This window comes from Vibrio genomosp. F10 str. ZF-129 (assembly GCF_000287055.2).
Taxonomy (GTDB): domain Bacteria; phylum Pseudomonadota; class Gammaproteobacteria; order Enterobacterales; family Vibrionaceae; genus Vibrio.
Map to the genome: position 1 here is coordinate 138764 of NZ_AJYQ02000038.1, position 23917 is coordinate 162680.

20 protein-coding genes and 1 other annotated feature are annotated in these 23917 nt (G+C 44.2%); of the genes, 5 read left to right on the top strand and 15 right to left on the bottom strand.

Annotated features, from left to right (window positions below; translation table 11 throughout):
• Window positions 1-185: 185 nt before the first annotated feature.
• The 8 genes from A1QO_RS05550 to A1QO_RS20230 all read right to left on the bottom strand — a co-directional run bounded on the left by A1QO_RS05550 (window position 186) and on the right by A1QO_RS20230 (window position 8748).
• A complete protein-coding gene (locus tag A1QO_RS05550; RefSeq protein ID WP_026026816.1) occupies window positions 186-1445 on the bottom strand; it encodes a dicarboxylate/amino acid:cation symporter in 1260 nt (419 codons plus the stop codon).
• 365 nt (window positions 1446-1810) lie between these two features.
• Window positions 1811-2617: a tryptophan synthase subunit alpha gene (gene trpA / locus A1QO_RS05555; RefSeq protein ID WP_017039317.1), complete on the bottom strand. Its 807-nt coding sequence runs from the start codon at window positions 2615-2617 to the stop codon at window positions 1811-1813.
• On the bottom strand, window positions 2617-3807 hold the full coding sequence (gene trpB / locus A1QO_RS05560; RefSeq protein WP_017039316.1) for a tryptophan synthase subunit beta: 1191 nt from the start codon (window positions 3805-3807) through the stop codon (window positions 2617-2619). The genes trpA and trpB overlap by 1 nt, the downstream gene beginning before the upstream one ends.
• 11 nt (window positions 3808-3818) lie before the next feature.
• Window positions 3819-5234: a bifunctional indole-3-glycerol-phosphate synthase TrpC/phosphoribosylanthranilate isomerase TrpF gene (gene trpCF, locus A1QO_RS05565; protein ID WP_017033824.1), complete on the bottom strand. Its 1416-nt coding sequence runs from the start codon at window positions 5232-5234 to the stop codon at window positions 3819-3821.
• A 3-nt stretch (window positions 5235-5237) separates the two neighbouring features.
• Window positions 5238-6236: an anthranilate phosphoribosyltransferase gene (trpD, locus tag A1QO_RS05570; RefSeq protein WP_017039315.1), complete on the bottom strand. Its 999-nt coding sequence runs from the start codon at window positions 6234-6236 to the stop codon at window positions 5238-5240.
• Between the two features lie 11 nt (window positions 6237-6247).
• Window positions 6248-6892 (bottom strand): aminodeoxychorismate/anthranilate synthase component II, encoded by a 645-nt coding sequence (locus A1QO_RS05575; RefSeq protein WP_017033826.1) that lies wholly within the window; start codon window positions 6890-6892, stop codon window positions 6248-6250.
• A gap of 4 nt (window positions 6893-6896) precedes the next feature.
• Entirely contained in the window at window positions 6897-8498 is a 1602-nt protein-coding gene (locus tag A1QO_RS05580; RefSeq protein WP_426570604.1) for an anthranilate synthase component 1, read from the bottom strand.
• A 90-nt stretch (window positions 8499-8588) separates the two neighbouring features.
• Window positions 8589-8691: a sequence feature (Trp leader region), on the bottom strand.
• A complete protein-coding gene (locus A1QO_RS20230) occupies window positions 8644-8748 on the bottom strand; it encodes a Trp operon leader peptide (protein ID WP_139152152.1) in 105 nt (34 codons plus the stop codon). Its footprint overlaps the feature before it by 48 nt.
• 82 nt (window positions 8749-8830) lie before the next feature.
• Here A1QO_RS20230 and rnm point away from each other — a divergent pair, with 82 nt between their 5' ends.
• From rnm to A1QO_RS05600, 4 genes are all read left to right on the top strand, one after another.
• Window positions 8831-9706, top strand: a complete 876-nt coding sequence (gene rnm, locus A1QO_RS05585; RefSeq protein ID WP_017041156.1) for an RNase RNM — start codon at window positions 8831-8833, stop codon at window positions 9704-9706.
• A gap of 30 nt (window positions 9707-9736) precedes the next feature.
• Window positions 9737-10357: an L-threonylcarbamoyladenylate synthase gene (locus A1QO_RS05590; RefSeq protein ID WP_017033829.1), complete on the top strand. Its 621-nt coding sequence runs from the start codon at window positions 9737-9739 to the stop codon at window positions 10355-10357.
• Between the two features lie 111 nt (window positions 10358-10468).
• The gene (gene rluB, locus A1QO_RS05595) at window positions 10469-11416 is read left to right on the top strand and encodes a 23S rRNA pseudouridine(2605) synthase RluB (protein WP_017033830.1); all 948 of its coding nucleotides are present in this window, start codon (window positions 10469-10471) and stop codon (window positions 11414-11416) included.
• A 211-nt stretch (window positions 11417-11627) separates the two neighbouring features.
• Window positions 11628-13019: a bifunctional diguanylate cyclase/phosphodiesterase gene (locus tag A1QO_RS05600; protein ID WP_017033831.1), complete on the top strand. Its 1392-nt coding sequence runs from the start codon at window positions 11628-11630 to the stop codon at window positions 13017-13019.
• Window positions 13020-13246: 227 nt separating this feature from the next.
• Here the strand turns inward: A1QO_RS05600 and cydC are convergent, their stop codons facing one another.
• The 4 genes from cydC to A1QO_RS05620 all read right to left on the bottom strand — a co-directional run bounded on the left by cydC (window position 13247) and on the right by A1QO_RS05620 (window position 19007).
• Window positions 13247-14968: a heme ABC transporter ATP-binding protein/permease CydC gene (cydC, locus tag A1QO_RS05605; RefSeq protein WP_017040535.1), complete on the bottom strand. Its 1722-nt coding sequence runs from the start codon at window positions 14966-14968 to the stop codon at window positions 13247-13249.
• Window positions 14961-16748, bottom strand: coding sequence for a heme ABC transporter permease/ATP-binding protein CydD (gene cydD / locus A1QO_RS05610; RefSeq protein WP_026026986.1), 1788 nt, complete (start codon window positions 16746-16748; stop codon window positions 14961-14963). Before cydD ends, cydC begins: the two co-directional genes overlap by 8 nt.
• 126 nt (window positions 16749-16874) lie before the next feature.
• Window positions 16875-17837 (bottom strand): thioredoxin-disulfide reductase, encoded by a 963-nt coding sequence (gene trxB, locus A1QO_RS05615; protein ID WP_017040537.1) that lies wholly within the window; start codon window positions 17835-17837, stop codon window positions 16875-16877.
• A 345-nt stretch (window positions 17838-18182) separates the two neighbouring features.
• Entirely contained in the window at window positions 18183-19007 is an 825-nt protein-coding gene (locus A1QO_RS05620) for a DUF2797 domain-containing protein (RefSeq protein ID WP_017040538.1), read from the bottom strand.
• A 225-nt stretch (window positions 19008-19232) separates the two neighbouring features.
• Between A1QO_RS05620 and A1QO_RS05625 the strand changes: the two genes are divergently transcribed.
• Entirely contained in the window at window positions 19233-20540 is a 1308-nt protein-coding gene (locus tag A1QO_RS05625) for a GGDEF domain-containing protein (RefSeq protein ID WP_026026729.1), read from the top strand.
• A 47-nt stretch (window positions 20541-20587) separates the two neighbouring features.
• Here A1QO_RS05625 and A1QO_RS05630 read toward each other — a convergent pair whose 3' ends face one another.
• The 3 genes from A1QO_RS05630 to A1QO_RS05640 all read right to left on the bottom strand — a co-directional run bounded on the left by A1QO_RS05630 (window position 20588) and on the right by A1QO_RS05640 (window position 23435).
• Window positions 20588-21373 (bottom strand): SanA/YdcF family protein, encoded by a 786-nt coding sequence (locus A1QO_RS05630; protein WP_241790406.1) that lies wholly within the window; start codon window positions 21371-21373, stop codon window positions 20588-20590.
• Window positions 21346-21669 (bottom strand): DUF3392 domain-containing protein, encoded by a 324-nt coding sequence (locus A1QO_RS05635; RefSeq protein WP_017034403.1) that lies wholly within the window; start codon window positions 21667-21669, stop codon window positions 21346-21348. The genes A1QO_RS05630 and A1QO_RS05635 overlap by 28 nt, the downstream gene beginning before the upstream one ends.
• Before the next feature lie 77 nt (window positions 21670-21746).
• Window positions 21747-23435 carry an NAD-dependent malic enzyme gene (locus A1QO_RS05640; RefSeq protein ID WP_017034404.1) on the bottom strand — a complete coding sequence of 563 codons (1689 nt, stop codon included), beginning with the start codon at window positions 23433-23435 and terminating at the stop codon, window positions 21747-21749.
• Between the last annotated feature and the right edge of the window lie 482 nt (window positions 23436-23917).

The following is a 23917-nucleotide window of genomic DNA, read 5'->3' on the forward strand; positions in this document are numbered from 1 at the left end:
AAAGCGTGCGATAGATCCCAACAATAGATCCCCAAATTAAAATAATAAAAAGGCCACAAGAGGATAGATCTTGTGACCTTTTTAAGACGCTTTGCTTAGATGTAGGCTCTGCGACTTACTTTCTACTACTTAACTTAAGTAACTTAACCAATTGAATTTAAGAGACTTAATTTGATCTATTTAGATTACGCTTCTTGCTTTTGAAGTTCGACTTCACTTGCTTCTTCTTCAATTAAAGAATCAACAATAACCGCACAGGCTGCATCACCAGTGATATTAAGCGCAGTACGAATCATATCGAAGATACGGTCAAGAGCGAAAAGAAGCGGTAGACCTTCAATTGGAATACCTGCTGCAAGTAATACAGCAACAACTAAGAATGATGGACCAGGGACACCCGCTTGGCCAACCGCACCGAGTGTGGAAGTCAAAATGATCGCAATGTAAGCGCCCATGCTTAGGTCGATACCAAATAACTGAGCAAAGAAGATTGCAACCAGACCGTAGTAAATCGCATTGCCTGACATGTTGATTGTTGCACCTAAAGGCAAAACAAAAGAAGCGGTAGAATTACGAACGCCAAGTTCTTTTTCAACCGTTTCCATGGTGACTGGTAATGTCGCCATAGAAGAAGCCGTTGAAAGAGCAACCGCTTGTGGCTTCTTCATTGCAGTTAGGAATTTCTTAGCTGAGGTCTTAGTAAAGAGTTGAATCATCAACGGGTAGACGATGAAGCCAAAAATCAGAATCGCAGCGGTGTAAACCAGAAACAGTTTGAAAACGATCATTAAGGCTGAGAATCCAAAAGTACCCACGGCTTCAGCCATTAAGCCGAACACCCCTAAAGGAGCGATGACCATTACTTTGTTGATCATCCATACCATGGCATCAACAATCGTGTTTACGCCATTGATGATTGGATCGCGTTTCTCTTTTGCTTGCTGAGAAAGTGCCACACCGAAGAAAAGGCAAAAGACTAGGATCTGGAGGATGTTTTCATCGTTGAGTGAACTAAAAATGTTGGTTGGGATCATACCAGTGATGGTCGCCCAGAAAGTGGGTAGCTCACCTTTCGCTGCATATTCAGCAGAGAACATGCCTTCAACACCAGAAACATCAATGCCGATTCCTGGTTGAAATACTTCGCCCATAAAAAGTGCTAGCGCAACGGCTAAAGCGGAAGTAATACCAAAAAATCCTAGAGTCGTGAGGCCAACTTTTCCTGCTGACTGGCTGCTGCCTAAGCCCGCAGCGCCTGAAATAAGTGCGACCGCAACCAATGGAATGACCAACATTTTAATCAGTGCAATGAAGATGGCACCCATTGGAGCGAACATAACAGCGCTTTCGCCCATAAGACCACCGATGATGGTACCCAGGATCATCGCGATGACAACCTGCACTCCAATGTTACTTAGTAAATTCTTTTGTTTTAACACCTGTATAACTCCTGTGCTACTAAATTGTAAAATCCTAATATTAAATACTAATCTATATTAAATAATTAGATTAATATTTTGATATGTTTTTACACGTTACAGGAGGTATTGGCAACCGACTGGATCCATAATCGTTAAAAAAGATGACATTTTTTATCTAAACTGATTTTATTTTACTTAATGCAAACGTTTGCTGTGGGGCTGATCAATAATTTTCTTTTTAATTATTGGTTTTGGTTATGATGGTTTTGGTTACGATAGTTTTTTGGTTGTGTGGCGGTAAGAATGACTTGTAGCAAGAAAGGGGGACAAAAAAAGACCTTCAATGATTGAAGGCCTCAGAGTTTATAGTGATGCGGTTTACGACAGTGCTATTTCTGTGTTGCTTGCTTCATTGAAGAGACAAACTCATGCAGTTCGGCAATCATCACATCGGGTTCCTGAACATTCGTTTCGATAATTTTGACTACGGCAGATCCCGAAATGGCACCCGCTGCACCCGCTTCGACGGCTTGTTTTACTTGTTCAGGTTGAGAAATACCAAAACCAAGTAAGGCGGGTGGTGCATCAAACTGATTGAGTCTCTCAAGCAAAGTGTCGACTGGCATGTTGGCTTTGGTTTCTGCGCCAGTGACCCCTGAGCGAGACAATAGGTAGGTATAACCGCTACCGAGCTTAGCCACGGACTTCAGTGTGTCATCACTGGCTGTTGGTGGTGCGATAAAAATAGGGTGAACGCCATATTTTTCAGCAGCAGCAACGAATTCCGCGCTTTCGTTGGTAGGAACATCTGCAATTAACACCGAATCGATGCCTGCATCGGCACAACGTTGGTAAAAATTGTCGATACCGCGCGAGTACACTAAATTAGCGTACATCAGTAACCCAATCGGCAGTTCCGGATATTTCGCCCTAATCTTTCCAATCATTTCAAAGCAAATATCAGGAGTGACTTTAGACTCTAATGCTCGAATATTTGCGCCTTGAATCGTTGGGCCATCAGCTAATGGATCTGAGAATGGAATACCCAGTTCCAGGGCATCAGCGCCTGCTTCCACTAAGGTTTCCATAATTTTTAGTGATTGCTCAGGGTTAGGATCACCAACGGTAACGAAAGGGACAAAAGCACCTTGATTTTTCTCACTTAAGCGAGCAAATAGTGTTTGATAGCGATCCATTATAAAACTCCTTTCTCTTCTAGAATATCGTGAACGGTGAAAATGTCTTTATCGCCACGTCCAGATAGATTTACAACCAATAACTGTTCTTTTTCTGGGTCGGCATGGGCCATTTTCAACGCATGAGCGAGTGCGTGTGCAGACTCTAGCGCTGGGATGATCCCTTCTTTACGAGCTAGAATTTGGAATGCATCAAGTGCTTCATCATCCGTTACGTTATCGTATTCGGCACGTCCAATAGAGTTAAGGTGAGCATGTTGTGGGCCTACAGATGGGAAATCAAGCCCAGCAGAGACCGAGTATGATTCTTCAACTTGTCCGTCTTGATCTTGCATCAGAGGTGCTTTCATACCAAAGAAAATACCCGTTTTACCATGTTTAAGTGGCGCACCGTGTTGGTCAGTATCAATTCCTTTACCTGCAGGTTCTACACCAATCAAACGAACGTCTTTTTCTTCGATGAAATCTGCGAACATACCAATGGCATTTGAACCACCGCCCACACAGGCAATCACAGCATCGGGTAAGCGACCTTCACGCGCCAGAATTTGACGTTTAGTCTCCTCGCCAATGATGTGTTGAAATTCACGAACAATCGTTGGGAAAGGGTGAGGACCCGCCGCGGTGCCCAACAAGTAGTGTGCTTCTTCATAAGTGGCAGACCAGTCGCGCAGCGCCTCGTTACACGCATCTTTAAGCGTAGAAGAACCTGAATGGACGGGAATGACCTCAGCACCCATCAGTTTCATGCGAAATACATTAGGACTTTGGCGCTCGACATCTTTTGCACCCATGTAAACGCGACATTTCAAATCAAGCAATGCACAGGCAAGTGCGGTTGCTACACCATGTTGCCCAGCGCCTGTTTCGGCGATGATCTCTTTTTTGCCCATACGCTTTGCAAGTAAAGCTTGACCAAGAACTTGGTTGGTCTTATGAGCACCGCCATGCAGCAAGTCTTCTCGTTTAAGGTACAGTTTGGTTTTTGTTCCTTTAGTGAGGTTTCTTGTCAGGGTTAATGCTGTTGGTCGGCCCGCATACTCTTGTAACAGCGTCATAAACTCCGCTTGGAATTCAGGGTCAGCTTGCGCGTCAATAAACGCTTGCTCAAGTTGATCGAGTGCTGGTACCAAGATTTGTGGAACATATTGTCCACCGTATTCACCAAAATAGGCGTCAAGTTTTGCCATGATTTTATTCCTTAGTAATCTCTGATTGCTGCAAACGCTTGTTGCAGCTTATCGGTATCTTTTTTACCTGCTTGGTACTCGACGCCTGAATTTAGGTCGAGTCCTAAACAGCCGAGCATGGACGCCTGTTTTGCATTGTCAGCATTGAGGCCTCCCGCTAGCATGATTTGTTGAGTGCGATTAATTACATCCCAATCGAATACTTTTCCTGTGCCACCCGATTGGTCGCCTACCTTGGTATCGAGCAAGTGTCGGTCAACATTTTCCTTTAAAAGAACAGGCATGACGTCGGTAACTCCATACGCTTTCCAAATCTCAATTGAATCTGAAACCTGCTCTTTGAGTTCGTCGACGAATTCCTGGGGCTCATCTCCATGCAACTGAATCGCTTTAAGACCAAGTTTAGCGACAATCTCGACAATCGAAGAGACGGGATGATTTTGAAAGACGCCAACATATTGAAGAGGCGCACCACTCATAGTCATGCGAGCTGTTTCGATATCAACACATCGTTTAGATTGTTCAACAAAAATCAATCCACCAAACACTGCACCCGCTTGATATGCCTTCGCTGCGTCGTCTGGGTGGGTTAAGCCGCAGACTTTGTTCTCGCCAAGAATGACTTTTCGAGCGGCCAGTTCAAGGTTGTCTTCTGCCATCAGCGAACTGCCAATAAGAAACCCTTTCGCGTATGGGATAAGATCTTTGACTTGCTGATGCGTGTAAATGCCTGACTCTGAAATAATGATCGCGTCAGGCGCCTTTGCTTTGACTAACGGAGCCAGTTCTTTAGTACGATTTAAATCAGTAGATAAATCACGAAGGTTGCGGTTATTGATGCCGATAACTTTTGCGTTTAATGCGACGGCTCTTTCGAGTTCTTCTTCGTTACTAATTTCAGTGAGCACGCCCATACCCAAAGAGTGGGCCAGCGTTGATAGTTCATTGTACTGTTCATCGTTGAGAACCGACAGCATCAGGAGAATAGCGTCTGCGCTGTAATGGCGAGCGAGATACACTTGGTAGCTATCGACCATAAAGTCTTTACACAAAATAGGTTGCGCTGCAATAGCGCGTACCTTTGGTAAAAACTCAAAATTGCCTTGAAAGTATTTCTCATCTGTTAGCACTGAGATTGCGCTGGCATGGCGATTATAAACGCTAGCGATATGTTCTAAATTGAAGTCGTCACGTATCAACCCTTTAGAAGGTGAGGCTTTTTTACATTCCAGAATAAACGCTGTTTTTCCATTGGCTAACGCCGCATAAAAGTCGCGATCAGACTCAGTAAGCTGAGATTGAAACCCTACCAATGGTTGAGATTGTTTTCTTTCTGCAACCCATACGTGTTTGTCTTTTACTATCTTGGCGAGAACTTCGGCCATTTCTGTTTCTTGCAGCGAAACGTGTTCAGAAAGTTGAGTCATTATTTAGCCTCTGCTTGCTAGTTGCTGAACCAGATCGAACGCTTTACCTGAATTCATTGCGGTGATCGCTTGTTGCGTGTTTTCTTTTAGGTTTTCATGGCCAAATAGGCGCATAAGTAACGCAACATTCACAGCGACAGCTCCGAGTTGGGCATCGGTCCCTTTGCCGGTCAACATATTGGTGATAATAGCGCGATTTTCTTCTGGTGCTCCGCCTTTAATGGCTTCAAGAGGGTGGCTGCTTACACCGAAATCTTCAGGCGTTAATGTATATTGAATGATTTCACCTTCTTTGATCTCAGCCACTGTGGTTGGGCCGTGAATAGCGACTTCATCAAGACCGCTTCCGTGTACCACTGCCGCACGCTTCATGCCCATTTTTAACATGGTTTCTGCAATAGGGAGCACCAGTTCTTCGCTGTAAACGCCCATGAGTTCTATATTCGGACGAGCAGGGTTAATCAGCGGGCCTAGAATATTGAAAATGGTGCGTGTTTTCAGCGTTTGTCGAACGGGCATGGCATGTTTAACACCACCGTGGTATTGAGGGGCAAATAGAAAAGCGACGCCGAGATCGTCAACCGCCTTACGGGTATCTTCAGGGCTCATGGCTAAGTTGATACCAAAAGAGTCGAGCAGATCAGAAGAGCCAGATTTGGATGAAACACTGCGGTTTCCGTGTTTGGCTACTTTTAGCCCACACGCTGCGGCAACAAAGGCGGCGGTCGTAGAAATGTTAATCGTATCGTGCCCATCCCCCCCGGTTCCGACGATGTCAGCAAAATCATAATCAGGGCGAGGGAATGAGTGAGCATTAGCGAGTAACGCTTTCGCTGCGCCTGCTATTTCTTCCGGTGTTTCGCCTTTAATTTTTAGGGCTGTGAGCGCCGCTGTCATTAAAATAGGGTCAAGTTCACCGCGTATAATAACGTCAAACAACTGTTGGCTTTCGTCTTCACTTAGCGACTGTTGTTCATAAAGCTTATTAATAATCGTTTCCATGATTTTTCCTATTATTCCGTTATTTTTTTTGGTGACGCTTCAGTAACACGCGGTTTGTCTAATGCCCATTCTATGGCGTTAGCGAGCAGAGTGGCACCGTAAGTTGTCATGATCGATTCTGGGTGAAATTGAAATCCACACACTTTATCTTGCTCGTGAGCTACTGACATGACAAGTCCATCCACTTCCGCCGTTACGGTCAGTTCTTTGGTTACATGCGTGGCAACCAATGAATGGTAACGAGCGATGGCTAAAGGAGACGGTAGGTCTTGGTAAATAGAATGCTGCTGATGATCCATCATTGATACCTTACCATGAATAATCTCGCCCGCTCCGGCAACCGTTCCACCGTAGGCTTCAACAATCGCTTGATGACCAAGACAGATCCCAATCATTGGCACGTGTCCTTTTAGCTGTTGAATCAGCTCTGGCATGCAGCCCGCTTTCGAAGGCTCGCCTGGGCCCGGTGAAAGTAGCACAACAGGATTGGTTAACATTTTTATCGCGTCAACAATGACGTCAGCATCGATATTATTGCGGTAGACCGTTACCGAATAGCCAAGCGATCGAAACTGATCAACTAAGTTGTAGGTAAATGAATCAAAGTTATCGACGAAAACGATATTGGCAGATACTTGAGATTGAGCGTTGGTCATGTCGTTATCCTTTATGAGCAGTCTGAATAGCGGAAATAACCGCTTGGGCTTTGCCACGAGTTTCGTCAGCTTCGGCTTGAGGGTCTGAATCAAACACAACGCCGGCGCCCGCTTGCACCTGAGCGACCCCATTTTCGACATAAGCTGAGCGAATTACGATACAGGTATCCAGCGTTCCCTCCCCAGTTAAGTATCCGACTGCGCCCCCGTAACTGCCTCGTCGTGCTTTTTCTACGTCGCGAATGAGTTGCATCGCTCGAATTTTTGGTGCGCCGGTTAAGGTGCCCATATTCATGCAAGCCTGGTAGGCATGAAGTGCATCTAAATCCCCACGTAATTGACCAACAACGCGAGAGACCAAATGCATCACATGGCTATAGCGGTCGACTTTAAGTAAGTCGGCAACATGGCGAGTGCCGGGCTCAGAGATTCGAGCCACGTCATTTCTTGCTAGATCGACCAACATCATATGCTCAGCGTTTTCTTTTTTATCGCTACGCAATTCAAGTTCAATGCGGCTATCTAGGTCAAAGTCAATTTCTCCATTCGGGCGTTTACCACGGCGGCGAGTGCCTGCGATCGGATAGATCTCCACTTGATTGGTCTCGGTTTCGTACTTCAAGGCACTTTCAGGAGACGCGCCAAACAGAGTAAAAAGCTCATCCTGCATGTAGAACATATACGGGCTTGGATTGCTTTGTTTTAGCTCTTTATAAGCGGCAAGAGGAGATGGACACGGCAAGGTAAATCGGCGTGATGGGACCACTTGGAATACATCGCCTTTAACCACGTATTCTTTTAAATCTCGTACTGTCTGACAAAATACGTCATCTGAGATGCTTGGAACCACATCAACCTTAGTGAGCTTCTTAGCATGAACCTCTGCTGGTGGTTGTTGGCACTGTGTGGTGATTTCCGTCAGTCGCTGCTCTAGCTGTGCTTTTATCTTTGGATCTTGGCTAAAATTACTGGCGTGAAGGTGACCTTGCTCGGTTTGATGATCGAAGCGCAATAAGGTTTCGGCGACATAAAAAACATAGTCAGGACATTGGTTAGTGCTTTCTGCCTCACCTAACGGCTCGAAGTTTGCCACTAAGTCATAGGCAAAAAGGCCAGCTAAAAATAGTTCTAACTTTTCGTCTGGGTTTGTTTTATAGCTATGTTGGACAAGGCGAAGGGCATCAAATGAAGAAGACTCCCGAAGGCGAGAATCTTCATCTAATGTGTCGCATGCCGATGAGAATGTCAGTACCAGCTGATTTTCATTGAATTCAGAGTGAATCTCTGGATTCACATTCGCGTAAATATGCTTGATTAAGCTGCGACCATTTTCGGTGAGCGCCTGGTAGGTAACCCGATGCCCGTAACAGATAATTCTGACCGCAGAATCGATCAAGAGCATACTTTTAAGGTTCTGTTTTGAGTCAATTTCAGCGGATTCAAGTAATAAACTGTCTCGCTTATTTTCACATAGAGAATGAAATAGCTGAGTAGGGTCTTGAGCGTATGGAACGTTGGTATTGATGGTTTCAATACTTCCCAACTGTTTAATATTTATGGTCTTGTTCACAAGACTTCCTTCTAGTTTTTTGTATCTGCTTATCATACATACTCGCACAAACTACCTAGACTCCCAATGAACAATATGCCTTATTTGATGAATTGTTCAGCGGTTGAATGTGAGCGCGTCGACAAAATAAAAAAGCCCGCTAATTTTAGCGGGCTTTAGTGAAACAATCTGGCTTGTTTTTTTACACGTTTACCCACTTAGAATATGTCCAAGTACGCCACCAACAAATGTCAGCACAAAGTACAGAAACTTTATCTTTATTCGTTAGGTTAAATGCTTGTAACATAGTGGGCCTTATCGGATACGTTTGTATTTGTGTACTAGTTAACTAGTATGCGAAGAGAAAGTCAACCAAAACGAATGAAAAAATGAAAATAGATCTACACTGTCACACAACCGCTTCAGACGGCAGGCTTACCCCGCAAGAACTTGTAGAAAGGGCGGTGAGCTTTGACGTAAAAGTGTTAGCGATAACCGATCATGATACGTTAGATGGGATCAGTGTAGCCAAGGCGTACATTGAAGAAAATTCGTTAGACCTAGAGCTCATTACTGGTATTGAGTTCTCCACGGTATGGCAGAATAAAGATATCCATATTGTAGGGCTGAATATCGACACCAATGATGATGCTGTACTCGCGTTAATTAACCAGCAAAAGTTACATCGTCACGAAAGAGCAAAACTGATTGCCCACCGATTAGAGAAATCAACAAGGGACGGTGTTTTTTCCGAAGTACAGGATATCGCAGGGGATGCACCCATTACTCGTGCACATTTCGCCAAATGGTTGGTTGATAACGGCTATGCTAAAACAATGCAGCAAGTGTTTAAAAAATACCTAACTCGCAATAACCCAGGGTATGTGCCACCTAATTGGTGCTCTATGAAAGATGCGGTGGATGCGATACACAGTGCAGGAGGGCTCGCAGTATTGGCTCATCCGGGGCGCTATAACCTAACAGCAAAATGGATTAAGCGTTTATTGGCGGTCTTTACAGAAGCTGGGGGCGATGCAATGGAAATAGCGCTTCCTCAACAAGCGCAACAAGAAAGACGCACACTTGCTGATTATGCGATACAATACAAACTATTAGCCTCTCAAGGCAGTGACTTTCACTATCCTTCTCCGTGGACGGAGTTAGGAAGAAACCTCTGGTTGCCTTCTGGCGTTGAACCAGTTTGGAAAGATTGGACGTTGAGATCATCAAATACCACGAATAATGAAGATGATCTCACAGTATAGAGTCGCGAGACTCGATAATGAGGAATAACAATGAGCCAGTTCTTTTATGTACACCCTGACAATCCGCAGGCTCGCTTGATTAATCAAGCAGTCGCAATCATACGCAATGGCGGTGTTGTGATTTATCCGACCGATTCAGGCTACGCGCTAGGTTGTCAGCTTGAAAATAAACAAGCGTTAGAGAAAATTTGTCAGATACGTAAGCTAGACAGTAAGCATAATTTCACGCTTTTATGTCGAGACCTTTCTGAAATAGCGCTGTACGCAAGAGTTGATAATACAGCGTTCCGTTTGCTAAAAGCGAATACACCAGGCCCCTATACGTTTATCTTCAAAGGGACAAAAGAAGTGCCTCGACGTTTAATGAATGCCAAACGTAAAACCATCGGTATTCGTATTCCTGATAATAAAATCGCGCTGGATCTATTAGAAGCTTTAGGCGAGCCGCTAATGTCGACGTCTCTCATCTTGCCGGGTAACGATCACACCGAATCGGATCCGGAAGATATTCGAGATCAGTTAGAGCATGCCGTCGACTGTATTTTAAATGGGGGTTACTTAGGCGAACAACCCACAACGGTGATTGATTTTAGTGAAGATGATGCGGTTGTAGCCCGTATAGGTTCAGGAGATCCATCTCCATTTGAATAACCAAAAAATGATGCTTTTCAGATGATAATTTGAGATACTGCGCGGCCGCGATTTTTGGTCGCACAATTATTCTTTCGACGTCTGTGAAGACGACAATTACTAGGTAAAAAAATGAGCGAAAAACTACAGAAGGTTTTAGCACGCGCAGGGCATGGCTCACGTCGTGAACTTGAAACGTTAATTAAATCTGGCCGTGTCAGTGTCAACGGAGTAGTAGCAAAACTGGGTGAACGCCTAGAAGATGAAAGTGCTGTTATTCGTATCGATGGACACACTGTCTCTGCGAAAGTTTCTGAAGAAGTGGTTTGCCGCGTTCTCGCCTATTACAAACCTGAAGGTGAGTTGTGTACTCGCAATGATCCTGAGGGACGCAGAACCGTCTTTGACCGCTTGCCAAAAATCCGTGGTTCTCGTTGGATTTCTGTTGGCCGTTTGGATGCCAATACGTCTGGGTTGCTTTTATTCACCACTGATGGTGAGCTTGCAAACCGTCTGATGCACCCTAGCCGTCAAGTAGAACGTGAGTATTTGGTTCGAGTTTTTGGTGAAGTTAACGAAGAAAAAGTGAGAAACCTTGTTCGCGGCGTTAAGCTTGAAGATGGTATGGCTCGATTTGAAGATGTCGTTTATGCGGGTGGGGAAGGTATGAACCATACTTTCTACGTAGCAATCAACGAAGGCCGTAACCGCGAAGTTCGTCGTTTATGGGAGTCTCAAGATACTACGGTAAGCCGCCTTAAGCGTGTTCGTTACGGTGACATCTATTTAGATAAAAAACTGCCTCGTGGTGGTTGGGCTGAGCTTGATCTTACTCAGGTGAATTATCTTAGAACTCTGGTTGAGTTAGGCCCAGAAAAGAACACGATGCTTGATGAATCTAAAGATAATACATCACGTAAACGTGAGCGTTCTCGTAGTCAAAAAATTCGTCGTGCAGTTAAGCGTCACGAAGAGCGAGTAAGTACGCCAAAAGGTCGCAGCAATAACCCGTCTCGCGGTAAAAAGCCAACTAAGAAGTCGGCAGGAGAACCAGGCGCACGTAATAAAAATCGTCGATAAATTAACGTTTATTGCCACATAACATTGTTTTGATAAGCTGATAGTCCTCTATCAGCTTTTTTTATGTCTGTAATCTTGAATCTCAAATACAAATTGTGGCCATCCAAACTGAAGGCTTTATTTAATTAATCAATAAGTTGGAAATGAAGCGGTATGTGCTAAGGTTATAGCATACTCATTTTCCATATCGCACGCTATTCAGAGAAATGTTATGCCGAATAAGCCCGCCGAACAAGCAATGGACAGCTCTCTATTGAGCAAGGTATTTGAACACCTAGAACAAGCGGTTATCATCGCTTCTTTGGATCGAAAGATCCTCACTATCAACCGGGCAGCAAGTGATCTTTTTGGATACTCTCTCGATGAGGTCATCAATAAAAGTGCGGAAATTTTATACGCAAATCGAGAAGAATATTTACTTTTAGGTGATTCTCGTTATAACCCAGACATGAACACGTCAGAATCTTCGATACTCGTGAACTACCAAACCAAATTTGGACATGGATTCATTGGAAAAACCTCTGGCGGAGTCATCAAAGATGAGCAAGGAAATAACCTTCTTATTGTATCAATGATATCGGATGAGTCGGTTTCACTTGCGGCTGAAGAAGCGCTCAATAAACTTCATTCGATCACTTCTTCTCGGCAATTAGATTTTCAACAACGCGTTCATGCCATCCTCCAATTAGGGGTAGAGTTGTTTGGCTTACCTATTGCCATATTCAGCCAAATTGATGGCAATAAATACGTCATAAAACAAGCTGTTCACCCAGAAGATGGATTAGAAACAGGCATGAGCTTTGAACTTTCAGGAACGTATTGCAGCCACGTTTACAAAGCCAATGAAGTGCAAGGGTTTAACCATGTTTCAAAAAGTGAAATTGCGACACACCCATGTTTTGTGGCGTTTGGCTTAGAGTCTTACCTCGGCGCGCCCATATTTGTCGATGGGGAGCGTTTTGGTACGTTGAATTTTTCAAGTCCAAACCCTTGTCGCCCCTTTATTCGCCAAGACTTTGAATTAGTGAAGTTGTTCTCTAATTGGGTAGGTCATGAAATTGCGAGGGAAAATGATTTACGCGCTTTAGAAGAAGTCAGTCAGAAAATGGAGTCTATTGCAAACACGGATGTACTCACTCAATTGCCTAATCGTCGATTTTCAGAAATCCGACTACTAGAGCTCATTGAGCATTCTAAGTGTTATGGTAATCACCTTTCGGTGGCCATCATCGATTTTGACCATTTTAAAGATATTAACGATACCTACGGACATTTAGTGGGTGATAAGGTGCTGCAGTTATTTGGTGAAATAGCTCGGTCATTCAGCAGGAAAACCGATTTTATTGGACGCTGGGGTGGGGAAGAGTTTATCGCTGTTTATTCATCGACAGATACGCAAGCTGCCGCTAAAGTTTTGCAACGTATTATGTCTCAGCTTAAAAATTCTAATCTAGATGCCTTGCAGGCGGGGTTGAAGCTAACGGTGAGCATTGGCCTAACGTCATTAAGAGTAGGTGATGATATTGATGTCATGTTAACCAGAGCCGATAATCTTTTATACAAAGCGAAAGATAATGGCAGAAATCAGATCCAACAGGATTAATACCAATCGCAGTAAGTGATCAGAAATAGCGCAGAAAAAGGCTTGAGAACAAGGAGGGATTTTTTTATCAGTCGTTATTCTACAATTAAAAATTGTAACGCAGTTATCGAGTATTTTAATCAGCTAGGGTGAACCGTTATTTACTACGACTGGTATAAAATGCTGCTAAAAAAAGCGAGCCACATAGGCTCGCTGTTCCAGTTTTATTCATGGTGATTGCTAGAACGCTAGAGTGTTTGAGTTAACTCGAAGTAACGTCCGCGCTGCTCTAATAACGTTTGATGACTGCCCACTTCGACGATTTCTCCCTGTTCAACTAAACAAACTCTATCCATCTTATGTAAATTAACCAGCCTATGGGTAACAAACAGCACCGTCTTATCAACAAAGTGCGATTCAAGTAAATCCATTATTTGTTGTTCTGTTTGCTTATCTAGTCCTTCGGTTGGTTCATCCAGTAGTAGAATGGGTGCATTATGTAAAATAGCACGAGCGATACCGATTCGACGTTTCTCACCACCAGAAAGTTGTCGCCCACCGTCACCGAGCCAAGCATCCAGCCCTAAGTCTTCCAATAGCTTATCTAACTGTACTTGGTTTAGTACGTTCGACAGAGTGTCATCATGGGCGGATGGATTGGCCATGAGAAGATTGTCTCGAAGTGTGCCATTCAGGATATCGACTCGCTGACTGACTACCGAAACAGAAGATCGTAATTGGCTTTCGTTCCATTGAGTGAGGGGGAGCCCAGCGATAGAAATACGGCCTTGCTTAGGATCCCAGTAGCGATTTAGCAGCTGTAGCAAGGTAGATTTACCGGAGCCTGTTTGGCCGACAATTGCGATTCGCTCATTACTTGCGATATCGAGATTGATGTTATTCAACACCAATTGCTCACTACCTGGGTATTGAAAGCTGATCGATTGAAACTGAATAGAGTAGGCATCGGAGAGTGCTTGTTTTTCTGAGGAAAAGACAACGTCAGGCTCAGAGAGTGTCACTTCATTAAGACGCCTTGCCGAGGTGAGTGTTTGACCTAAGTGCTGAAACGCTCCCGCTATAGGCATAAGTAGCTCAAAGCTTGCCATTGTGGCAAACGCGACCAATGCAATGAATGGGTCGGGTGGATTGCCTCCTACACCATCCGCCGATAGCCAGACGACCAACACCAATGTCCAACCGCTGGCAAGCATGAGAGCCGCTTGAGCAAGCCCGGCGTAATGTGCGTTGAAAAACTGATTCCGAATCAATTTATCTTGAGCGCTCAAAATGGCGTTGCGATATTTTTCCTCAGCACCAAATAAAGTGAGCTCGCTATAGCCTTCAATCCAATCGAGAGTCGCGATACGAAGGGTTGCTTTGTTTTGGGTGAGTTCTTGCCCATTCTGCTTCCCGAGCTTATAAAAAAGAATCGGCCAGGTGCACAGCAGTAAAATCAGAATTGAGCCGAGCGTTAGCCCTAGAGTTAGATCAAACCAGCTTAAGAAAGCGGTGAGCGCTGCGATACCAAAAATGCCCACAACCACAGGGCTGATTAAACGCAGGTACACGTGGTCCATCGCATCGACATCAGAAACCAGACGATTCAATAAATCAGCATCGCGAATGGCGGATATTTTTCCAGGTATAAGAGGTGCAAGTTTCTTGAAAAAGAAAAGTCGCAAATCAGTCAACAGTTTAAATGTCGCATTATGACTGACGACCCTTTCCCCCCAACGCCCAGCGGTTCGGCTCATTGCAAAGCCTCGCACAAAGGCACCGGGTAACATGTAGTTAAAGGTTTCGCGAGCAACGGTTAATCCCGCGACAGCCGCCGCAGACAAAAACCAACCAGAGAGAGTCAGTAGCCCGATAGAAGCAAAAATAGTGGCAAAAGCCAGCACCATTCCAAGAGATAACCCAAACCAGTGCTTTTTATAAAGTTTCAAATAAGGAAGAAGATCACGCATCTAAATTGCCCTCGTTTGATTGGCTAAGAGCTTGGTTGGAATTCAGCATGGTATGGAACAGTCCGTCATTTTCTACAAGCTGTTGATAGTGCCCGGACTCAACAATCAAGCCCTCACTCATCACGAGTATTTGGTCGACGCTTTTAAGCGGTTTGAGTTGATGCGTCACCATTAAGGTGGTTTTGCCTACTGTTTGGCTATTTAAGCTTTTTGTTACTAGACGTTCACTTCGCGCATCAAGGCTAGCAGTGGGCTCGTCGAGCAGCCAAAACTGTCCGTCTTGTAGCATGGCTCGAGCAAGAGCGATGCGTTGAGCCTGGCCTACAGACAAGCCACCAGAACGGTCAGAGACGAGATAGTCTAAACCGTGGTTAGTGACAAATTCGGCGGAATAAGAGTCTTCCAGAACTTGAGTTATGTTTTGATCTGATACGGACTCGTTACCTAAAGTGATGTTATCGCGTATTGAACCGTGTAAAAGTAGCGGATTTTGTCCAACCCAACTGATGCATTTTCGCCAACTGGAATGGTCAACTTGGCTCAGTTCTACTCCGTCAATGGTCAGGCTGCCTTGGTAAGGCATGAAACCTAATAGGGCATTCACTAAGGTGGTTTTCCCTGCGCCACTTGGGCCAACAAGCGCGGTTTGAGACGTCGAGTTAAGTTCAAATGATATTGGCCCAACAAGTTTTTTACCGTCTGGACTGAATATTTCTAAGTTGTGAGCGGTGATCGAAATAGGGTCACTGCTCTTAACTCGTGTGTCTCCAGACTCCACTTGGCTGACGTCGGTTTCTAGAAACTCAACAATGCTCTCAGCGGCTCCTACTGCTTGCTGCTTAGCATGATAGTAGGTGCCTAAATCTCGTAATGGTTGATAAAATTCAGGTGCCAAGATAAGAATAAATAACGCAGCGAACAGAGTGACACCGACGCCATAGTGGCCAAAGTTCAACTCACCAATAAAAGCAAAGCCGAAGTATACGGCGGTAACGGCAATCGAGAGTGAGGTGAAAAATTCAAGAACAGCCGAAGACAAGAAAGCAATTTTCAGCACATCCATCGTCCGTACACGGAATACTTCAGATGACCCTTTTAATACGTCTGTTTCGGCTTGTGTTCGATCAAACAGACGAATCGTGGTCATGGCTTGTAAACGATCATAAAAGTGTCCAGATAAGCGCTGCATTGCTTTGAAGTTTTTCCTATTGGCTTCCGCGGCTTTCATTCCAACCAATGCCATGAATATGGGGACGAGCGGTGCTGTGATTAAAAAGATGAGGCCTGCTGCCCAGTTTACGGGAAAAACGACCACCAAAATGATGAAAGGGATCATCACGGAAAGAGACATTTGTGGAAGGTAACGAGAGAAAAAGTCCTGCATATCTTCGACTTGTTCTAGTAGCAACGTTGCCCAGGATCCCGCTGGCTTTCCTTTGATATAAGCAGGCCCGAGTGCGCGCAGTTTGTCTAGGATCAACTGACGAATATAGATGCGAATTTGTTCACCACAGCGAAAACCAGCGATTTCTCTGCCCCAAGCGCAAATGGCTCGAAGTGCAATGGTGGCGGCAAGTGCGATAAATTGTGGAACGAGCTCACTTTTATCAACGTGATCCATAATAAGTTGACTTAAAATTGTCGCGAGAAGAGCGGCTTGAGCCAACAAAAAAACACTTGAAAGTACGCCAAGGCCAACAGTAATCATAAGCCAGCGTTTTGCGAGCTTACTTTGCTGTTTGAGCCACACATTCAGGCTCCGTTGCTTTTTCTTATCCATATGAAAACTTAATGATAATTATTATGAATTTTAGAGACGCAGTATACAAAAGAAAGCCCAAAGGTAATACCTCTGGGCCATAGGGTTTTGTATTTAAATGTGGTGAGCGTGCCCGTTGAAGCGTCTTTAGGCTTTTTCAGATAACCCATCTAAGTATCGTTCGGCATCAAGCGCTGCCATACAGCCTGTCCCAGCAGAGGTAATTGCTTGACGATAGTTATGATCCATCACGTCTCCTGCGGCAAACACACCTTCGACACTGGTTTGGGTCGCATTGCCGTTTAACCCAGAGTTAACGATGATGTAATCGTCTTTCATATCGAGCTGACCTTTGAAGATCGCAGTGTTTGGTTGGTGACCAATCGCAATGAAGACACCCATGACATCGAGATCTTCAGTTAAGTCGGATTGCGTATCTTTGATTCGAACGCCTGTCACACCCATGTCGTCGCCGAGTACTTCATCCAATGTACGGTCGGTATGAAGGAATATGTTGCCGTTCTCGACTTTATCCATCAAACGTCTCACTAGAATTTTTTCCGAACGGAAGGTATCGCGACGGTGAATAAGGTGAACTTCCGCAGCAATATTGGATAGATATAGCGCTTCTTCTACGGCGGTATTCCCACCCCCGACCACAGCGACTTTTTGATTTTTATAGAAAAATCCGTCACAGGTTGCGCAGGCGGAAACCCCTCGGCCTTTAAACGCTTCTTCGGATTCTAGCCCTAAGTACTTTGCAGACGCACCCGTTGAGATGATCAAAGCGTCACAACTGTACTCAGCACTGTCGCCTTTTAAGCGGAAAGGGCGCTGGCTCAAGTCGACGTCATTGATATGATCAAAAATCATTTCGGTTTCAAAGCGTTCGGCGTGCTCTTTCATACGTTCCATTAGAGCGGGACCCGTGAGTCCTTCTGCATCACCTGGCCAGTTTTCAACTTCTGTTGTGGTTGTGAGTTGCCCACCTTGCTGCATTCCGGTGACCAGTACTGGGTTAAGGTTGGCTCGGGCTGCATAAACCGCAGCAGTGTATCCTGCTGGGCCAGATCCAAGGATTAGAAGGTTACAATGTTTCACGTCGCTCATTCTTGCTCCAATGCTAATGATCGAATAATTATTCGGATGATTGTATTGAAGATATGAGGACAAAGAAAGAACAAACAAGCTTGCTACAGTGATTTACCGGTGATTGGCGAGAAAACGGTCGTCTAGTAAAGAGGTGGCTTTAGTCACAATGAGTATGAACGTGAAAAGAGGTAACGTATTGAAGAACCTGAGATGTTAGGGCCCTTATTTGGTAGGAATGTACACATTGAGAAGAGTGTACTCATTGGTAAAAATAGTGGAGCCCCATCTTGATATTTAAAAAAAGGAGGCTCGATTAAGTGAACTACTTGTCTTGAGCAATGCTATCTAAAACGAATTCGAGCATTAGGCGCTTAATTCAACTTCGTAAGATGTGAATTTACGTATGTTGATCACCCCAGTATCAAAAATCAGATATTGCCCCTTAATGCCTTGGAGAACGCCTGTGACTTCAGGATTCTTATCAAAATTGTGAGAGGTGATTTTCACCGGGTGCTGATGAACTGGGTAGTTCAATGAGGTAATGTCGCTGGCTAATACTTCGATGGAATCATCACCATATTGCTGCTTAATTTCGTCAATTCTTGGCTGAACTAGTGGTAACAGTTGTTGGAAGTGCTCGTCTAATGGTAAGTCGTCACCATCTTGCTTAAGCAAAGTGCGCCAGTTTGTTTTGTCGCCGATGTGTTTTGCTAGCTCAATTTCAATCAGCCCGGAAATATGACGAGTTTTCACTTTGAATATTGGGAGGCCCTGTGTGGCTCCTTGATCAATCCATCGCGTTGGGATTTGGCTATGGCGAGTAATGCCCACTTTGATACTGGAGGTATTTGAGAGATAAACAAAATGATCGACCATGCAATTCTCTTCGCCCCATTTAGGCTCACGGCATGTGCCTTGTTCGTAGTGGCATGTTTCTGGCTTCATAATACACATATCGCAACTCGCCAGTTTTTTCATACAAACAAAGCAGTGACCTTGCGAATAGCTTTTCTTGGTTTTTTTGCCACATGAACTGCAAAATATATTACCAGTATGGGTGAGTGTAATCGGTTTACCGATATACGGGTTGAGATCGACTAACTGGTCTCCTACTGGTAATTGATAGTGGACTTGCTCCATTAAGGAAGCTGACATTTTCTTTAATGTACCGGTTACGGTTGCTGACATGACATGGCTCGTCTTTTTATGATTTGTTACTCATTCTAACAAACAAAAAGTGATTTAATAAAATGCCAATCACCTAAAGTAGAATATACTTATATTACGGTATTAAAAGAGATATCGTTATTTGCACACCATGAGTTTCCTGCAAAGCGGATCGGGTCGAATCCTTAGATTCTATGCTTGGAAGTTTTTGATTTTTCCAATGAGCTATGGGGTGAACACCAAAGCATGAACTTCGTACATAAATCGGTACTTTTTATGGTCGTGGTGACTATATCTACGGTTCAGCTGTACCTTATGTATGGCGATGGCCGAGTCAAAACCATTTCGCCAAACATGTACGCATTTTTACCCACCAGTGACGCTGCTAATGGCGGTCTGTCTACTTCTGAAGTGACGAGCGTTGGCGATTCCGCTGTGTTGACGTGTGAGGTTAGAGAGAGCGACTATCCTTGGCCTTATTGTGGTATTTCAATTCACTTGGACGCTAAAGCCGAAAATGGGCTCGATTTTTCGGGTTATCACACCGTCAGACTCGATGTTGATTTAGTGAATTTAACAGATAAGTCTCATCCAAGAATGCGCTTTTACATGCGTAACTTCAACCCAGAATACTCAAGTGTCGATGACGAGTATACCCATAAATACAATGGTATAGAGTACTCGCCAATCGAGGGGCAAGGTATTATTGAGATTCCGTTATACAGCTTACAAGTGATGACGTGGTGGTTGGTGGATAATAATATTCCAATTGCACACTCCGCCCCGGAATTCTCGAATATCAACAAAATAGAGTTTGCAACAGGTTCAGGCGTTGGCCCTGGTCAGTACCAAATGACAATCAATGAAGTGTCACTCGTGGGAGAGTTTATCCCGAGTGATCAGCTATTTATCTCATTGCTATTGATGTGGGTACTGGGTGGGAGCTTACTCTCTTTGAGTGAAATACGCCGCAATCATAGGTTGATTAATCAATCGACGGCAAGGCAAGAACACTTGAAAAATATCAACCGCACTCTAAGAGCTCAAAATTTTCAATATGCCGAATTGGCTCACCGTGATGCTCTTACGGGGGCGATGAATCGTCATGCAATTCGAGATTGGCTTAAGGTCCAGTCGGAAAAATGCGCGAATGACAACGATTCTGTTGGCATTCTTTATGTCGATATCGACTTTTTTAAGGCGGTAAATGATCACTACGGTCACAGTATTGGTGACGATATTCTGCGTGAGTTTGTTATGGTGATCTTTAGCGTCATCAAACAAGAACATCGATTGGTTCGCTGGGGAGGAGAAGAATTTATTGTTTTTTGTTCTTCGGTAAGTCAAGCGGAAACGATGGAATTGGCCGAACATATTCGCCACTGCGTCGAAAACCATATATGGGTACATGGTGATCCATTGACGTGCAGCATTGGTGTGTCGATGTTAACTAATGAACGTTCAACAGAAGCCATCGCCAGGGCCGATGAAGCGCTCTATCTGGCAAAGCATTTAGGTCGAAATCGAGTTCAATTTATCGCTGGAAATCAATGATCTATTTCAGTTGATTCATTTCGGTTAGGCTGTGTACTTTCAATAGTTTATTGGGGTGAATTTTCGTCTAATAATGAACTGTTTTCAGGTGGGCCTTCCAATACTCGGCTATTAACAATGGGTTCTTTGGGCCCCAAAAATTTTGGCTGAGTATTGATGATGTAGAGGTCGAGAAATGCCTTTGCTCTAGCAAAAACCTCTCTAAGCCGAACTTTGACACCCCAATGATTTTTAGGGCCAGACACCGCCAGGCACTGGGCATTGATATTATGGTGCTCTGCAATGAAGAGTGCGCGTTCACAGTGGAATCGTTGTGTGATGATAAGAAAATCGTCACTATCAAATATCATTCGAGCTCGTACGACGGAGTCTAAGGTTCTAAATCCGGCGTAATCGAGATGAATATTGCGTTCTGGTATTTCTGCTTTTAACAGGTCACGCTTCATTGTCCATGGTTCGTTATACGATCGATGAGCGTTGTCACCGCTGAGCAAGAAATCGTCAATTTTACCCTGTTGAAACAGTTCAATGGCGGCATCTATACGGTGCACGTAGTATTCATTGAGTGTTTTCCCTAAGTACTTACTGGTGCCTAACACGACAGCGACGTCATAGTGCTCAATTGATTGGCTGTTTGAAATAATGGAATCAGAGGTACGCCAGCTAATCCAACGATCAATAGAGATTAACAATAACGCGATCAAGGCCGTCGCAACTAATGCATAGCGAAACACCTGAAGGCAAAACCGCCAGGAAATTCGGGTATGAAGAATGCGGATACGAAGGTTATTGATTAATCGCACGATCAAATTTGTCGATTCCGTTGAGCCCATAATCCAATAATAATAAAACTGATTAGAACGGTAAAAAACATCATACCAGAGTTCAGGCCAGAGAGTGTGCGAGATAGGTAAGGCGTTGCTTTTACGATGAAAAACCCATAACCAAAGGCGTTGACTAAAATAAAGGCTAACGTTCGGAGAATAAAGTGATGTGAGCGTAGCAAGTTTCTAAGGACTCGGTTTATCTCTGAGCCAAATACGACGAGTGTACAGGCAATCAAAGCCGTAGAGACTTCATACATATAGGGGTTTAGATAGCGGCCAAGTGGCGCTAACAAATCAAACATAGGAACCTCAAAGGAAAAACCTTGCCTAAGCATCTTATCCAAGTTAGGCAAGGGAACAGTCGATTAAAATGAATCGATTAAAATGCAGTTCTCTTATAACGGCGATATACAGGTTGCCAGAAATGCTGCTCGATTGCCGATTCAATGGCTTCATCTGTGATTTCTAACGCAACACCCTGTTGTATTGCTTTTTTAGCAACAGCGAACGCTATTTTCTTCGATACCGAGTGGATAGACTCCAGTGGAGGAAGCAGAGCACCTTGACCATTGATCGCAAGTGGTGAACATTCGGATAGTGCGCGGCTTGATTCCATTAACATTTCATCGGTAACGCGTTTTGCACTCACTGCTAGTACCCCTAACCCGATACCTGGAAAGATGTAACTGTTGTTACACTGAGCAATAGGGTAGGTTTTTCCATCGTGTATGACAGGATCGAAAGGACTGCCCGTTGCGACTAAAGCTTCCCCGTTCGTCCAGCGAATAATATCGTTTGGTGTTGCTTCGACACGACTGGTTGGGTTGGATAATGGGAAGATAATCGGGCGTTCGCAATGCTTGTGCATCTCTTGAATAACTTCTTTACTAAATAATCCCGGAGCCCCTGACACACCGACCAGCACCGTTGGTCTAGCATTAACCATGACATCCAGTAAAGAGAACGCGCCGCTTTCTGTTTTCCAGTCTTTTGTGTCGGCATTCTTCTGTACCAAACGTTGTTGGAAGTCGAGTAGATTTGGCATACCTTCTTGCAATAAACCCCAGCGATCAACCATAAAGACTTGTGACCGAGCTTTCTGGTCGCTGATGCCCTCAGACACCATTTGGGCGATGATTGCTTCAGCAATACCACAACCGGCTGAACCTGCCCCTAAAAAGGTCACTCGTTGCTCAGATAATTGACTGCCAGCCGCTTTACATGCTGCCAGTAAAGATCCCACGGTGACTGCCGCGGTCCCTTGAATATCATCGTTGAAGCAACAAACGCGGTCTTTATATCTTTCCAGTAAAGGCATGGCATTCTTTTGCGCAAAATCCTCAAATTGAATCAATGCATCTGGCCAACGTCGTTGAACGGCCTGCATAAATTCTTCCACAAATTCTGCGTATTCTTCACCTGTAATTCGAGGGTTTCTCCAGCCCATGTACATTGGATCCGCAAGTCGCTGCGGGTTATTAGTACCAACATCCAGTACGATAGGTAAGGTGTACGCTGGGCTAATACCACCACAGGCGGTATAAAGAGCCAGTTTACCAATTGGAATTCCCATCCCTCCAATGCCCTGATCTCCTAGACCAAGAATGCGCTCACCATCAGTCACCACAATGACTTTTACGTTATGGTTGGTCGCGTTGTTAAGAAGGTCATCAATGCGGTCTCGGTTGGCGTAGGAGATAAAGAGCCCGCGACCACGACGGTAAATATTCGAGAAATTTTCACAGGCAGCACCGACCGTCGGCGTATAGATGATGGGCATCATCTCGGATATGTGGTTTTGAACCAATCGGTAAAAGAGCGTTTCATTGGTGTCTTGGATGTTACGAAGGTAGATATGCTTATCCATATCACTTTCAAAACTAGTGTACTGCTGATAGGCACGTTCAACTTGTTCTTGAATGGTTTCAGTACTTTCAGGAAGAAGCCCCTCAAGGTTAAAAGAGCTTCGTTCGCTCGCAGTAAATGCACTGCCTTTATTGAGTAATGGCGTACTAAGAAGCGCTGGCCCAGCGTAGGTAATATAGAGGGGGCGTTTATCGATTTTCATTATGTGCCTATTGTAGGGTGGAGGGACTACAAAATGATAGGGTTAAGTTATCTTATTGTAAATAGAACACTGGATGCTGACTCGCGAATTCAACCATGTTAATGGAAAATATTGATACAAATGTGTTTATTTGAATAACATGAGTATTTTAGGCCATTCATGTCTTTTCCTACGGGGCATCATGCAATCGCTTCGAATTGACTCGATTCAAACTTCCTTCCTACAACACTCGTATCAGTTTCCTATATTGCTAGTGATGCCTCGCATTAACCATTAGCATTGATACTAAGTGATCTATCATTATTCAGGCACTTTAATTTAGGTTGGAAAATATTAACTATTAGGGTGTGACTTGATTGTTTCATGTACATCATTTGTTACATAGTTGGTTTTTATATAGCCATTTGTCCTTTGTTTTGGCTATAACAGACCATTCCTTTATATCCTATTGATATAGTCAGGTTGTTGCATGATATTAAGTA

Bases quoted from the DNA above. Each gene is read 5' to 3' on its own strand.
- trpD (WP_017039315.1), bottom strand. From the start codon at position 6,236: ATGGAAACGATTATTAATAAGCTTTATGAACAACAGTCGCTAAGTGAA.
- A1QO_RS05635 (WP_017034403.1), bottom strand. From the start codon at position 21,669: ATGTTTGATTTGTTAGCGCCACTTGGCCGCTATCTAAACCCCTATATG.
- cydC (WP_017040535.1), bottom strand. From the start codon at position 14,968: ATGCGTGATCTTCTTCCTTATTTGAAACTTTATAAAAAGCACTGGTTT.
- trpA (WP_017039317.1), bottom strand. From the start codon at position 2,617: ATGGATCGCTATCAAACACTATTTGCTCGCTTAAGTGAGAAAAATCAA.
- cydD (WP_026026986.1), bottom strand. From the start codon at position 16,748: ATGGATAAGAAAAAGCAACGGAGCCTGAATGTGTGGCTCAAACAGCAA.
- A1QO_RS05575 (WP_017033826.1), bottom strand. From the start codon at position 6,892: ATGACCAACGCTCAATCTCAAGTATCTGCCAATATCGTTTTCGTCGAT.
- A1QO_RS05580 (WP_426570604.1), bottom strand. From the start codon at position 8,498: ATGATAAGCAGATACAAAAAACTAGAAGGAAGTCTTGTGAACAAGACC.
- trpB (WP_017039316.1), bottom strand. From the start codon at position 3,807: ATGGCAAAACTTGACGCCTATTTTGGTGAATACGGTGGACAATATGTT.
- rnm (WP_017041156.1), top strand. From the start codon at position 8,831: ATGAAAATAGATCTACACTGTCACACAACCGCTTCAGACGGCAGGCTT.
- A1QO_RS05625 (WP_026026729.1), top strand. From the start codon at position 19,233: ATGAACTTCGTACATAAATCGGTACTTTTTATGGTCGTGGTGACTATA.
- trpCF (WP_017033824.1), bottom strand. From the start codon at position 5,234: ATGACTCAACTTTCTGAACACGTTTCGCTGCAAGAAACAGAAATGGCC.
- A1QO_RS05590 (WP_017033829.1), top strand. From the start codon at position 9,737: ATGAGCCAGTTCTTTTATGTACACCCTGACAATCCGCAGGCTCGCTTG.
- trxB (WP_017040537.1), bottom strand. From the start codon at position 17,837: ATGAGCGACGTGAAACATTGTAACCTTCTAATCCTTGGATCTGGCCCA.
- rluB (WP_017033830.1), top strand. From the start codon at position 10,469: ATGAGCGAAAAACTACAGAAGGTTTTAGCACGCGCAGGGCATGGCTCA.
- A1QO_RS05640 (WP_017034404.1), bottom strand. From the start codon at position 23,435: ATGAAAATCGATAAACGCCCCCTCTATATTACCTACGCTGGGCCAGCG.
- A1QO_RS05600 (WP_017033831.1), top strand. From the start codon at position 11,628: ATGCCGAATAAGCCCGCCGAACAAGCAATGGACAGCTCTCTATTGAGC.
- A1QO_RS05620 (WP_017040538.1), bottom strand. From the start codon at position 19,007: ATGTCAGCAACCGTAACCGGTACATTAAAGAAAATGTCAGCTTCCTTA.
- A1QO_RS05630 (WP_241790406.1), bottom strand. From the start codon at position 21,373: ATGGGCTCAACGGAATCGACAAATTTGATCGTGCGATTAATCAATAAC.
- A1QO_RS20230 (WP_139152152.1), bottom strand. From the start codon at position 8,748: ATGTTACAAGCATTTAACCTAACGAATAAAGATAAAGTTTCTGTACTT.